Source organism: Acidobacteriota bacterium, assembly GCA_022562055.1.
Taxonomy (GTDB): Bacteria; Actinomycetota; Acidimicrobiia; order Spongiisociales; family UBA5794; genus BMS3BBIN02.
Genome location: JADFQA010000054.1, coordinates 1 through 13441, shown reverse-complemented (window position 1 = coordinate 13441; position 13441 = coordinate 1). Strand labels below are relative to the sequence as shown.

General features: G+C 58.6%; 13 protein-coding genes. 2 read left to right on the top strand and 11 right to left on the bottom strand.

The features are described from left to right. The 4 genes from IIC71_14245 to IIC71_14230 all read right to left on the bottom strand — a co-directional run. A partial coding sequence (locus tag IIC71_14245; protein ID MCH7670343.1) for an aminotransferase class V-fold PLP-dependent enzyme occupies window positions 1-853 on the bottom strand: 853 nt, incomplete at its 3' end. A gap of 41 nt (window positions 854-894) precedes the next feature. Continuing rightward, window positions 895-1659 carry a methylated-DNA--[protein]-cysteine S-methyltransferase gene (locus IIC71_14240; protein ID MCH7670342.1) on the bottom strand — a complete coding sequence of 255 codons (765 nt, stop codon included), beginning with the start codon at window positions 1657-1659 and terminating at the stop codon, window positions 895-897. Further along, window positions 1656-2201 (bottom strand): RNA polymerase sigma factor, encoded by a 546-nt coding sequence (locus IIC71_14235; GenBank protein ID MCH7670341.1) that lies wholly within the window; start codon window positions 2199-2201, stop codon window positions 1656-1658. The genes IIC71_14240 and IIC71_14235 overlap by 4 nt, the downstream gene beginning before the upstream one ends. 59 nt (window positions 2202-2260) lie before the next feature. Beyond that, complete coding sequence (locus IIC71_14230; protein ID MCH7670340.1) at window positions 2261-4297, bottom strand: DUF885 family protein; 2037 nt, start codon at window positions 4295-4297, stop codon at window positions 2261-2263. A 150-nt stretch (window positions 4298-4447) separates the two neighbouring features. Between IIC71_14230 and IIC71_14225 the strand changes: the two genes are divergently transcribed. Continuing rightward, a complete protein-coding gene (locus IIC71_14225; protein ID MCH7670339.1) occupies window positions 4448-5071 on the top strand; it encodes an aquaporin in 624 nt (207 codons plus the stop codon). A 114-nt stretch (window positions 5072-5185) separates the two neighbouring features. Here IIC71_14225 and IIC71_14220 read toward each other — a convergent pair whose 3' ends face one another. Continuing rightward, window positions 5186-5938 carry a DUF427 domain-containing protein gene (locus IIC71_14220; GenBank protein MCH7670338.1) on the bottom strand — a complete coding sequence of 251 codons (753 nt, stop codon included), beginning with the start codon at window positions 5936-5938 and terminating at the stop codon, window positions 5186-5188. Window positions 5939-6266: 328 nt separating this feature from the next. Here IIC71_14220 and IIC71_14215 point away from each other — a divergent pair, with 328 nt between their 5' ends. After that, the gene (locus IIC71_14215; protein ID MCH7670337.1) at window positions 6267-6839 is read left to right on the top strand and encodes a hypothetical protein; all 573 of its coding nucleotides are present in this window, start codon (window positions 6267-6269) and stop codon (window positions 6837-6839) included. Between the two features lie 2 nt (window positions 6840-6841). On the opposite strand, the gene IIC71_14210 is transcribed toward IIC71_14215, so the two are convergent. From IIC71_14210 to IIC71_14185, 6 genes are all read right to left on the bottom strand, one after another. Beyond that, window positions 6842-7555: a sulfotransferase family protein gene (locus tag IIC71_14210; GenBank protein MCH7670336.1), complete on the bottom strand. Its 714-nt coding sequence runs from the start codon at window positions 7553-7555 to the stop codon at window positions 6842-6844. Further along, window positions 7552-8466 (bottom strand): aminotransferase class IV, encoded by a 915-nt coding sequence (locus IIC71_14205; protein MCH7670335.1) that lies wholly within the window; start codon window positions 8464-8466, stop codon window positions 7552-7554. The genes IIC71_14210 and IIC71_14205 overlap by 4 nt, the downstream gene beginning before the upstream one ends. A gap of 42 nt (window positions 8467-8508) precedes the next feature. Continuing rightward, on the bottom strand, window positions 8509-9111 hold the full coding sequence (locus IIC71_14200) for an alpha/beta hydrolase (protein MCH7670334.1): 603 nt from the start codon (window positions 9109-9111) through the stop codon (window positions 8509-8511). 184 nt (window positions 9112-9295) lie between these two features. Next, window positions 9296-11854 (bottom strand): ABC transporter permease, encoded by a 2559-nt coding sequence (locus IIC71_14195; GenBank protein ID MCH7670333.1) that lies wholly within the window; start codon window positions 11852-11854, stop codon window positions 9296-9298. 3 nt (window positions 11855-11857) lie between these two features. Next, window positions 11858-12607, bottom strand: coding sequence for an ABC transporter ATP-binding protein (locus IIC71_14190; protein MCH7670332.1), 750 nt, complete (start codon window positions 12605-12607; stop codon window positions 11858-11860). A 221-nt stretch (window positions 12608-12828) separates the two neighbouring features. Next, a complete protein-coding gene (locus tag IIC71_14185; protein MCH7670331.1) occupies window positions 12829-13275 on the bottom strand; it encodes a response regulator transcription factor in 447 nt (148 codons plus the stop codon). Window positions 13276-13441: the final 166 nt, after the last annotated feature.

Here is a 13441-nt window from a genome sequence, read left to right as displayed (position 1 = left end):
CCCCCGGGTTCGCGGGCACTCGGTTGCCGAACAGCGCCTTGCGGGCAACAAGAACTCCCGGTGTACCCGGGCCTCCAACAAACTTGTGTGGCGACATAAAGATGGCGTCCTTGTAGTTGAGGGCGCCGTCCGGCGAATCATCGACCGGGGACATTTCGATCGACACGTAGGGGGCTGCGGCGGCGAAGTCCCAGAACGAAAGAGCTCCGTGTTTGTGGAGCAGGATCGAAACCGCTCGCACATCCGAAATTATGCCAGTCACGTTAGAGGCAGCCGAGAAGGACCCGATCTTCATGGCTCGGTTCTTGTACGTCACAAGTTCACGTTCAAGGTGGGCGAGGTCGATGTGACCGTCCTCGTCCTCATCGATTCGCACGACGTCTGCAACTGACTCACGCCACGGGAGCTCGTTCGAGTGGTGTTCGTATGGGCCGATGAAAATAACGGGGCGATCTTCGCTGCTCAGCTGGCGTGAGAATTCGTGTGCATCGTCCAGTTGGCTTGGGATTCTGATACCAAGGACAGCAACCAGGTGGTTGATGGCTGCCGTGGCCCCAGATCCGCAGAACAGGACGGCGTGGCTGTCATCAGCCGAGACGCAGCGTCGAATTATCTCTCGCGACTCTTCGCGGAATCGACTGGTTTGCAGACCGGTGCCAGACGACTCGGTGTGGGTGTTTGCGTAGAGGGGGAGCACCGCCTCGCGTATGTAGTCCTCAATGAAGGTCAGAGAACGGCCCGACGCCGTGTAGTCAACGTACGTGACCCGCCTAGGTCCGTACGGGCCATCGACAACGTCGTTGTCGCCGATAACGGCCCGGCGAATGGTTTCGATCAGCCGGTCTGAGGTCATGTCCTCAGTCTAGGGAGCAGGTACTTAACGACGACGCGTCGTCACGGTTTACACACCTTGCATGGGCGGTATCCAGCGGCTTCGGCGGCCGAGCGATCCTTGAACTCGACCCTGTTGACGTCGAGCATGCGTTTCCCGGTTCGGCACGATGGGAAGCAGTACGCGTCATAGTTTTTTGAACCGAGGTAGCGAATGTTTCGATCGACGTAGCTGTCGAGGCGGCTGATGTCGAGACCTTCGTCGTGCAGTAGCTGGCGTTTCATTTCAGGACCGAACGCGTACTGTCCCACCGACCCGTCGGACCGACCGACACGATGACACGGAATCAACACGGGCACGGGATTTGCGTTGAGGGCATTGCCGACAGCTCGCGCAGCTTTTGGTTTCCCCATTTGACGCGCTACCCATGCGTACGTCCTGAGTTCACCCGGTGGGATAGCCCTGATTGACATCAGCACGTCCTGTTGGAACTCAGCAACACCCCGCAGGTCGATGGGAAGTCCTCCAATCACACCGGTTTCGAGGGTGTTCTCGATCATATCGAGCAGCCGGGGAGGCATGCTGTTGGCAGATCGGCGTTCGCGTCCGACTTTGGCATCGTGGGTTGTGAAAAAGGCGTCCGGATGCTGTCCGGGGGCTACACACGAAACACCGTGCCCGTTCCAGGACACCCACAGAGTTCCATGGCGCCAAGAGATGGCGGTGAAGTAGTCGAGGCTGCCGGTGCCTACAAGCACCCGTTCGATGACCTCATCCGGAGCGTCGGTCTGCAGGGTTGCGAGACTTGATGTGATGTAATCGTTCATGCCGGTACCTCTTCGAGTATCGAACGCAGCTTCTTAAGTCCGCGATGAATGTCCGTCTTGACCGTCCCCTCAGGGCGCCCGACGATGTTGGCGATTTCGCCGATCTGGAGTCCTACGACGTACCGGAGCACGACCGCGTTGCGCATCGGTCGAGTGAGTTCGCGCAACCGAACATACCATTCCTCGATCGTCGCATCGGGTTCAGCCGGGTGTTCGACCGGGTCCTGGACTCCAACAAGTAGCTCGACTTCAGTCGGGCGACGCCCCTTGGATCGGGCGCGATTGCGACAGGTGTTTGTCGTGATAGTCCACAGCCACGGCCGGATGGACAGATCCCGTCGGCGGTCGTGGTCCCACGCCTGCAGAGCCTTGTACGCCTTCAGGAAAACGTCCTGGAGGACGTCTTCAGCGTCGGCATGGCTGTCAACCATCGACCGAGCCCCGCTGAACAGCTCGCGCTGATATAGCCTCACGAGATGCGGGAACCCTGTGTCGAGGTCGACAGCGAGCGATAACGCAAGCGTGTCACGAGTTGGGGTCATGGATGATGCCTTGGGTCGCCGCTACCGGTTCCAACACCGGACAGAGAAAGTACGTTGCACTACTGCTGCTTGTCATTGCCGAGCATGAGAGTACGGACGGTATCGATACCGACCGGCCCGATCTCCAGGAGCTGCTGGTGGAAGCTCTTGAGATCGAAGTTTCCGCCGGCCTCGTCCGAAAGTCGTCTGCGCATGTCGAGGATCGCGCGTTCGCCGACCTTGTATGAAATCGCCTGACCCGGCCAACCTGAGTAGCGGGTGACCTCGCTGTCTGCATACTCGTGGCTCAAACCCACGTACTCCTCGAGGTATTGCACGGCAATCTCGTACGACCAATCCTCACCTCCGTGAAGCGGCTGATTGGACGGTATCTCGAGTTTCAGATGGATTCCGATGTCAATGACGACACGTGCTGCGCGCAGCATTTGCGAAGCCAAATACCCGAACTCGATCCCCGCAGTGTCGAAGTACCCGAGTTCATCCATCAACGTTTCGGCGTAGAGAGCCCACCCTTCTCCCATTCCGGGAAGCCACGTCCAGAGACGGTGGATGCGGCTCAACCTCTGTGTGAAAGACGCCTGCATCCCGACTTGGAGATGGTGGCCGGGGAAGCCTTCGTGGTATGCGGTCGTGACTTCATCCCACATCGGCACCTTTGACTCTCCCGCAAACGACCACCACACGCATCCAGCGCGGGTGAAGTCTTCTGAAGGGCCGACGTAGTAGGCACCCAGAGCGCCGCCTGGGGCAGCGATCTTGACGTCAACTGAGCGAATCGACTTGGGCACATCGAAGTAGGTCTTGTCGAGTCGCCTAAGGGCCATGTCGAGGCGGTCCTGCATGGCAGCGACGAATGTGGCGTGGTCGGGTGCGATACCCCACTGTCGCTCTGTCTTGAGGGCCGTGAGAGCGTTGTCAATTCCGCCGCCGGGGGTGATTTCGTGTGCGAGGGCTTGCATACGTCCGCGCAGGAAATCAACCTCGCGCCAACCCCAGTCGTATGTCTCTGCAAGATCGATAGTCTCGCCCAGGTACCGGCGGGTTTCGCTCAGGTAGCGCTCCGAACCTACAGCGTCCTCGGCAGCCGCATCTGGGAGGTACACACTGTCGAGCCAATCCGCAAAGCCACCGAACGCGATAATTGCGCTCTTGGTTCCGGCTTCGATGTGTGTGAGGAGGTCAGCGTCGACGTACTCGCTATCCCGAGCTTCTCGCGCAACGTCGAGTGTCGGCGATTCATCTGAGGCACTGACGCGCGCCTGCTTGATGACCGATTCGACCTGACGAATGGCGACTGCCGTGCCGTTCGTTCGGCCGATGTCGAGACTTTCCTGATACCCGCCAATGGCCGACGCAAGGCTCGACAACCGGCTTTCTATGTTCTGCCAACCCTGAACCGAATCCTTGGGCATGTGGTCGAATATTTCTCGGAACGATTGAAACGACGACGCAACCGAGTTGAGGTCACGGAGATGCCTCCCGCCCGCGATGTCCTGGATTGGCACGGTGAGAGCGTCCCTGGCGACCAGAATCGCCAGCTCGTCCCACTGGTCGTTTCCTGGGGGCAGTGCATCGACGCGGTCCAGCCATTGTCCAAGGACCTCGCTGGTCGCAGCGACCCCCGACGGGCTGAGATCGTCCCACAGGTGATCGTTGCCCTTCACACCTGCAAACGTTGCATTTGTCGGAAATAGTCGTGTCAGATCGTCGAGCATTTTGTCGCTGAGGTCATAGATGGGGTGCCGGGATGTCGTTTCCGTCATGTCGTCGAGCAATGTGAGTACCAAACTCTCAATAGCGTCTCGGATTTCGCGCACGGCGACGATGTCTCTGTCGGAAGGATCGTCGAGTTCCCAATCGAGGTACGTTTTCCCTGGGTAGACCGTGCACACGTCTCCGCACCCCATTTTGATACAGACGTCGGCAGCCTGTACGGCCTCGTTGTCAAGAAGCGTGGGCTGCTCCGTCTCAAGACCGAGACCTCGTTCTGCCATCACCTCGATGACGACGGGGTTGATGGTGTCCGCCGGTGCTGAACCTGCAGACAGGACGGTGATGGCACCGGCACTGTGATAGCGCAGAAACGCAGCTGCCATCTGACTCCTCCCAGCGTTGTGCACACAGACAAAGAGAACAGTTCGGTTTGGCATGCGGTTTCGATCCATGGGACGGGCAGCGGCTTGCAGCAGGCCTTGGAAGCTAGCATTCTACCGTTGGGTGAATCAGATCTATTGGTGGGAGGCACCATGCGAGCACGTCTACTCGCCGAAGCGATAGGGACAGGGTTTCTGCTAGTCGCCGTTGTTGGCGGCAACATCGCAGGTACGCCGATTACTGCCGGATTCGCCGTCGGATTCACGCTCGCCGCGTTCATTATTGCGCTCGGCCCGATTTCGGGCGCTCATTTCAATCCCGCAGTGACCGTGATGCTGTGGTTGCGTGGACATCTAGAGCGCGCCGCGGTTCTGCCGTACATCGCTGCACAGGTCATTGGCGGGATTGTCGGCGTCGTCATTGCCGAAACGATGTTTGACGTTTCGGGCGAGGTCGGTGAAGTCCTGGCTTCCGCTCCCACGGGGTTTGGTCTCGCCGAACTTGTTGCGACCTTCGGGCTGGTGTTCATCATTGGCGCCCTCGTCGAGCATGGCGATGTCAGATTGGTAGGGCCGGCGGCCGGAGCGTTCATCGCCGCCATGGCGTTTTCGGCGAGTTCTGGAGGGTTCGCCAACCCCGCAGTTACGTTTGCAAGGATGCTTACTCGTACCGTCGGTGTTGAGCCTGCAACGGGCGCGGTGTTCATTGGGCTTCAGATTATTGCTGCCGTCATGGTTGCCATCACCCTTGCGGTTCTCAGCGACAACGATTCCTGATCCGACGTCAACGTCACGGCGGCCAAATTGTGGCACAATCCGTGCGTCGGACGCGTGTAGCGCCCGTTCATGGGGGATACCGCAAGAACCGACGCTACACATGCACGAGGTGGATTAGGAGAAGACAGTCTTCGGTTTGTCCTGGAGAACGCCATCGACGTAGATGTCAAGCTTTTCGTCCCAGAACGCTACGTAACCGGCGATCTTTGCGCTCTCTAACGTCGGAAATGGGTAACCCCATACAACGTTTTCGTGGACATTGCCGTCGATCGTAACGTTCCAATAGTTCGCGACACCCTTGTACGGGCACGCTGTGTGGAGATCTGTTGGCGTGAGCAAGTCCATGCGGACGTCCGTCTGCGGAAGATAGAACCGCCGTGGCAGCCCGGTCTCAAGCAACACCTTCGGCATGTTTGAGTCAGCAACGGTGACGCCGTCGATTTCGACCCGAATGTTGCGAGAACTCTGGAGGATGTCGATACGTGTGAACGGGTCGCGCGCGTGGACGAACATCTCTTCGTCCTCTTCGTACCAAGCATCCATTGCATCCCAGCGAAGCGCGACATAGCCAACGAGTTCTTCAACGGGCGACTCGTGGTACACCCGGGCGGCTGCTTTGCGGAGCTCTTCGCCGACCGTCAAGTCATAGAGTTGGGCGTCGCCCTTACGCGGACTGTGGTCCACCTCGTCTGTCGCGGTCATCAGATCTAGGCGCACGTCGTCCATCGGGAAAAAGAACGTTGGGTAGAACTTTTTTTCCCACACCATGAGCACCTTGGTGGAGTCTGCAATCGTGTCGCCGCCGGCGACCGCACGGACCCGCCGGAACGTTTTCTGAGTCTTGATTTTCGGCCGTGTGGTTGTCATATCGGTGGTCCTTTCGAGGTATTCAGCCACTCCAACACCTTTGTTGGGTAGTAGATTCCCCTGTCGATTTGTGTATCGAAACGTCGCGATGCTGTCGCGCAACGCCCATCGGCGGGTGTCGTCACCGTGCCGTTTTGTCGACATCCGATTTGCTGAACGCCAGCCGACGGCGTTGCCAACTCCGCGTTGGCATTCTTGTCTCGTGGCTTTCTGCAGCGCTTCGGTCCTTCGCTGGGTAGGCTCGAATGTTAGGCGGCCGAAGTCGCCGATTTTGACGACTTGCAGTCCGTGTAGCGTTGTGTTGCACTGATGTCATCGATGGAGACGTATTTTGGCTATCGACATAGCTGGCTTCATTACCTACCTCAAGGACCATGCTGTGGAACACGGGTTCCATGTCCACGACGAGCGGCACTTTCTTGAGACGTTCTCTCTGCGTCAGGCATGGGAGATTGACGTTCACCCGGAGTCCGCTTGCGACGGCCCGCTCGACCTGAGCATGGCGTTCGACGTCGAACCCCGCGTGTTGCTTGCCCTTGAAGACCGCGTTGCAGAGTCAGAGGACGTCGTCCTCGACGCTGAGGGCGAGTTTCGATTGCCGCTGTTTTTCAATTGGGGGTTGCCTCCGTTGAAGCAGCAACCGGATCTTGTCGTTATTGCGGCCGAGCTTGCTGGGATCGGTGGTCTCGACTTGCCGATCGAAGTGTCTGTCCTCGAGTCGTATGCGGCGTTGTCGGACGGACCAGAGCTACGGTTATCAATCGTTGGGAAGGTGCAGGTGTCGTTACTCAACGTGATGAACGGCACCGAGAAAATGTGTGAGATTCTCGACCGATGCCGCGAAGTCAGCGAATGGCTTGTTGACCACGCCGACGACTGGGGACTCGAAGGGCCGATGTGATGTTACGCCTGAATAGCGAACTCTCTGAGGCGATCGTACAGCGGCGTACACCTTTCGAGGAGCGTGCGGAGGTGGTCCGGGAAAGGCTCGGTCTTCGGGCGGTACTCGGCGAATCCTGTTGAACGGTGCACGTTTGCGTACCAGTGCCGAGCCCACAACCCGTCTTCCGGTTTCGGTCCGGCCTCCCATGACAACATTGCTTCCTCCCATGGAATCTCCAGGCGGTCACACAGCTCGCCGAGGACCACTTTCGGGTTGAGGAGAACTTGGCGGCTGTCGAGCACGATTGGGACCTCGTTGCGCTCAAGGATTATGTCCAAGAGCCCAACTTGATTCACTAACCCGGTGCTGTCAATGTCTGCGTCGGGGAATCCCTCGAATAGCGATGGAAGCATTTCGCGCGGGTCGCGGGTGAGCAGAATGTTCGTCATACCATTGAGGACGCTGAGATCAACGCCGACCAGGTGATGGCCCATGTTCTTGTAGAACCGATGCTTGGTGTCGCCGTCGGCTAGGAGAACGTCGTCGATAATCTTGCGGACATCGCATTCCATGTCCGCAATCGTCTCAAGCCGTCCGGGGTGGTCGATTCCGGTGTGAACCAGATAGTGGCCGTACAACGGCTCGTCGAACACCTCCATGTCGGAACGTTGTCGAAACGAGTACATGATTGCGGTCGAGATGTTGCGCGGACCTGACCACATTGAGATTCTCATCGCAAACCGGCGTCAACGTCGCGCTGGACCTCCTCGTCGTACAGCTCTCGCAGTTGCAGCGTCATTTCCCGGCTGCCTGTCCCAATCGCGCGGCCGTCAACCGTGTGCACGGGCGTGAGGCCACCGAAGGTGCCGGTGACGAACGCTTCGTCCGCCGAGTACACGTCAACGAGAGAAAAGTCGCGTTCATAAACCGGGATTTCTGCTTCGGAGGCAACCTTGAGCACCTTCGAGCGTGTGATGCCGTTGAGGCTGTATTGACCGGTTGAGGTGAGGAGCGTGCCGTCTTTGACGATGAAGAAGTTGGTCGCGTTGCAGGTTGCCACCGCCCCGTGCGGGTCGAGCATGAGGGCTTCGTCAGCACCCGCGTGTGTCGCTTGTATCAAAGCGATCACCTCGTGGAGTTTCGAATGGCTGTTCAACTTCTGATCGAGCACGTCCGGCGGTGGACGTCGAATCGTCGTTGTGAACAGTGATATGCCTCTTTCCGTCACGGCCGAGTCAGCGATCTTGTGCTCGGCGATGATGACGACGTTTGGCCCCGACACGGTGAGATCCGGGTGTTGTGCCGGAGTCTTCTTTGTTCCGCGGGTAATCATCATTCGGACGTGGACATTGTCGCGCATGCCGTTGTGATCGACCGTTGCGTAGAGGGCTGCTACAAGGTCCTTTCTCGACATCTCAGGGTCAATGGCCACCGTCTTGAGCCCTGCAAACAGTCGGTCCAAATGGTCTGCAAGGAACACGAATACGCCGCGGTGAAGGCGCAGGCCCTCCCAAATCCCATCCCCGACGAGGTATCCAGAATCGAAGACGGATATCTTTGCTTCCGCCCGGTGGAAGAACTCGCCGTTGATGTAGATCTCCACGTTGTCGTTCCGATCGTCGGGAAGAGCGTCGTGGGTGCCCATCGCTACCGCCTTGGGGTTTGATGTGCTAACGATAGGGCGGTGTTACGTCGGATGTGTCGATGTTGCAGACAGGGCCGCCGCAAAGTCCGCGATGATCGCGACGACCGTCTCGGGTTGCGTTATTTGGGGAGTGTGGCCGGCATTTTCGATGACCACCAACCGGGCAGAGTCTGAGGCCGCTGCGAGGGTCTCGGCTTGCGAGCGGGGGACCATGCGGTCCTCGTCCCCGATTGTGATCAGCGCGGGCCGATCGAAGTCTGCAAGACGTGTGCTCGCATCGACGTACGCCTCGCACGCCGTGAGGTCATTGAAGATCGATTCCACCGCTTCGGGTGATGTCGAATCGTGAAGTCGAGTCTTGTAGTCCTCCGATGCGTCCCGACTCAGCGACCATTTTCGGATTGGCGCCATGGCCAATGCAGCCTTTTCCTTGGCGGAGCTGAGCAGTTCGCTGTTGACAGCCATGTGTGCGCCCGTGCCTATCGTGACGATCCCAATTACGTTGTCGAGTTCGGCGGTTAGCTCTGACGCGATGAGCCCTCCCATGGAATGTTCGATGAGCACGATTCGTCCGGCGGGAAGCTTGTCCCCCAGGGCGTCTGCATAGGAGGTGATCGTGGCGCAACTGGATCCGTTTCCAGTCATGTGGCCGGTAAGTCAACGGCTTCGACGGAGAAACTGACGAGACCATCCCTGACGAAATCCCACGCCCGGTGGGTGCTGGCAGCACCGTGGATGAGGACCAGGGTCGGCGTAGCACGCTGAGTCATCGGGCCACGTTACTGGTCATCGTCGGCGGGCCCCGGTAGGCCCGCCCGTGACTTGTTGGCTACTCGTACGCAATGGCCTCTAGGATGTTGAGGTTCGCCGCCTTACGGGCTGGCCAGGCCGCCGCAATGATGCCGGCTATTCCAGCGATCACGACATATGCCAGCAGCGATCCAATCGGGAGGGTGAACTTACCGAGTCCTTCGTCTTCGAGTGCCCGAGCCATTGCCCAGCCGAAGAAGATTCCCATGCCGACGCCGAGAGTTGCACCGAACAGTGAAACGATTACTGACTCCCATCGGATCATGCGGCGCACGTTGCGGCGGTCCATACCGACCGCACGAAGCAGCCCGATCTCGCGGGTTCGTTCGATGATCGAGAGAGCCAGTGTGTTTGTGATGCCGAGCACCGCAATGATGATTGCCAGCCCGAGCAGCGCCTGGAACAGCACCAGCGCCGTATCGATCTGGCTCTCGGCCTCCGAAATCAACTCAGACTTGTCCTGGAGTTTGGTCGTCGGGTATTTGTCGGTCACGACTGAAATCGCCGTGCGCCCGTCGTCATCCGAAACGCCAGGTGCCAGCTTCACCATCACAAACGCATCTCCCGATGTCTCATAGTACTCCTCGAATGATTCCGATGAGATCAGGTAATCCCCGAGGTCGTCGCGTTCAAACGTTCCAGTGACGGTAAGTGAGATGTCCTCGATAATCGGTGTGGTCAACAAGACGTTTTCGCCGACCGACCATCCCCGGCTGTCCATGGAGCTAGTGCTCACGATGATTGTGTTGAGGGTCAGGCTTTCAAGTGCCCCTGGCAGTGGATCCAGCGTCATGAGCGAGTTCGCCTTTGCCGGGTCGACACCGGTGATGATCACGGAGTCTCCGTCGATGAGCGCATTGCCGATTTGCAACCCTCCTGCGACCTCGACCACCTCGAGAGCGCTCACTTCGGCGACCAGGTCCGAAGAGAACGTCATTGGTATGTTCGGGTCGTTCCCTGTCTGCGTCGACTGAATCGTAAAGTCGGCGGGGAATAGGTCCCCGACCAATTCGGCGATCGAAGCCTTCGTCGTCGCGGCAAAAATTGTCACAAACGCAACCAGTGCGATCCCGATCATTAAGGCCGAAGCGGTAGATGCGGTGCGTCGAGGCGCTCGTTTGGTGTTCTCTTTTGCGAGGGTTCCCGTGATCCCGAACAGTTTCGGCAACGGCGCGCCCAGCACGTTCGCTATCGGCCTAGCGGCTAGCGGCGCGAGAATCGAAACACCGATAAACATGATGAGCGCACCAAATCCGACGTTCACAAGTGCATTGCCCGCCGAGCCGAACAAGCCGATGGACAACAGCACTAGCCCGAGGCCTAGTACCGCGAGACCGGCTATGGATCGCCTTCGCAAGCTGCCTTTGGAGGTTCGTGTTTCGCCGCGCATTGCGGCTACAGGCGAAACCTTGGCGGCTTTACGCGCCGGCAGGACGGCTGCTAGCAGTGTTACGGCAACTCCGACCGTCATGCCAACGATGATTGTGCGCGAAAGGACGATGAGGCTGCCTTCACCGAGCGCGAGGCCAGCGGCTGCCATCAGCGAACGTATGCCGCTGGCGAGACCGATGCCAGCGACGATGCCGATCGCGGATGCAACGACCGCAACGATGAGCGCCTCAATGACAACCATGACAACGACTTGTCGACCGGTTGCGCCGATCGCACGCAACAAAGCAAGTTCGCGAGTACGTTGGGTGACGATGATGCGGAACGTATTTTGGATGATGAAGGAGCCCACGAATACGGCCACGCCGGCGAACGCCAGCAGTGCGGTGTTGATGATTCCTAGAGCGTCGTTGATTTCGGTGAGTTCCGAAGCGGCCTGCGCTCTTCCTGTGATGGCGACGACGCCGTCCGGGAGCGCGTCGTTGATTGCCCGCGTGAGTTCTTCAGATGTTGCCGTCGAGTCAGCGGCGACACCGATCGAGTTGAACTGCCCCTCCATGTCAAAGATCCGCTGCGCCTCTTTCGTCTCGAAGGCAGTGAGTGTGGCACCGAGCAGTGTGTCCTGGTCCCCAAAGCTGAGAAGCCCCACAAGGGTGAACTCTTCTGCCGGTCCGTTAGCTTGGATCGTGATCGTGTCGCCGAGCGTGTAGCCCTCTTTGTTAGCTGTACCGACGTCAACCGCTACGTCGCCGGGACCCGTGGGCGGCCGGCCGTTTCCGTCCTTTATGGACAGTGGCGACAGCCTACTGACGGTCGACCATGCAAAACCCAGTGTCGGGGCTTGGCCATTACGGACAACGGTCTGGTCACCATCTGAATCGGTTGAGATGATCGCAGCGAAGCCAGCTACTCCGCCGACAGCGGTTTCGACACCGTCGACGTCCAAGACTGTTTCAAGGATCGACTCGTCGAATGGCGCGTCTTCGTGTCCGACGCCGGTGCCTTCCGCGGCGATGGCAACGTCGATTCCTTGGTAAATGTCATCGAACAGTCCATCAAATTGGCCCTTTATCGAGTCTGTGAACACGAATGTGCCCGAGACAAACGCCACTCCCAAAACGATCGCGACGCCGGTGAGGAGCAGACGGACCTTGTGTGCGAGAACGCTCTTTAGCGCGGCTCTATACATGCTCTAGTTGCCCAGCTCTTTGAGTCTGTCGTAGATGTCGTCTGCCGTCGGATCCTCCATTGTGCCGACGACCTTGCCGTCGTCGAGGAATACGACTCGATCGGCGTAGGCAGCTGCGGTCGCATCGTGGGTCACCATCACAATGGTCTGCCCGAACTCGCGCACCGCCTTACGCATAAAGGACAGCAACTCAGCGCTCGATACCGAGTCAAGGTTGCCGGAGGGCTCGTCGGCAAAAATGATGTCAGGTTTGCTAACAAGGGCTCGAGCCGCCGCAACCCGCTGCATTTGGCCTCCAGACAACTCGTTCGGGCGGTGGGATAGCCGATCCTCAAGCCCAACCGCCTCGATCACCTTGTCGAACCAGGCGTTGTCTGGCCGTTTTCCGGCGATCGACAGTGGAAGAAGGATGTTCTCCTTTGCGCTGAGGGTCGGGATCAGGTTGTACGCCTGGAAGATGAACCCAACACTGTCGCGCCGAAGGTGAGTGAGAGCTTTGTCTTTGAGCGTGCCAATATCGGTCTCGCCGATGAAAACTTGCCCGCCATCGATCGTGTCGAGACCCGCCAGGGCATGCAGAAGTGTCGATTTTCCGGAGCCGGAGGGTCCCATAATTGCGGTGAACTTGCCGGTTTCGAACTCGACGCTGACACCGTCAAGCGCTCGGATTTCGGTGTCTCCTTCACCATAGATCTTCACGCCGTCAACGATGCGCGCCGCGGTACCCGAGCGTTCCAAGATTGTAGATGTCATGCTTTCTCCGTCGTATAGAAATCGCCGTTGTACTGAAAGAAGGTATCGGTTTTGTGCCGTACCGTCGTCGGCCGCGGTGGGGATTCGTCGGTCGTTCGGTGGGTTGAGTCGGGTGAAGTTGCTGTCATCCGCTCGGACAATACGGCATGACGTTAGGGCAGAGTCAAACACAAACGGTGTCTTGTGCGAAAACCTTCCCGTGGAACCTCGGCCGCGGGACCCTACGGTTTTGGGCGCATCAACCCACGTTCGTAGGCGAAGACGACGGCTTGGACGCGGTCGCGTAACTCGAGTTTCGTGAGCAGATGCGAGACGTGTGTCTTAATGGTGGTTTCGCTTACGAAGAGCTGGTCCGCGATCTCGGAGTTTGCAAGGCCATGAGCGAGTTCAACCAGGACTTCTCGTTCTCGTTCGGTGAGGTTCTGGATGCTGCCGATGCCAGGGTGGGGATCATGGTCGAGGTCGTCATGGTCCGTCCGTAGATACGACAGGAGCCGCCTTAACTCGCCCATTGCCTGGTGCTCCGCCTCTTCGAGCTCTTGATTGCGGAGAGTCTCGTCTTTGCGAGCCTGTCCCACTTTCCGAACTGCATAGCTTTGAGTCTTGTGTACCTCTTGGCCGAGGGCGAGAACTGCTGACGGAAATGCAACGATCGAGATGACGCTCATGATGCCGATATCGTCTAGAACCGTTGCAGCAGCGTCCTCACGGATGAGACGGCCGATTGCAGAGATCGTTCGAGGGCCCAATCGAGTGACATGTTGGAGTATCAGCGATCCACCCGTCCGGCGAGGGAGGGGACGGGCGGTTCGGCAAACGTTGTCGTTTCACGAA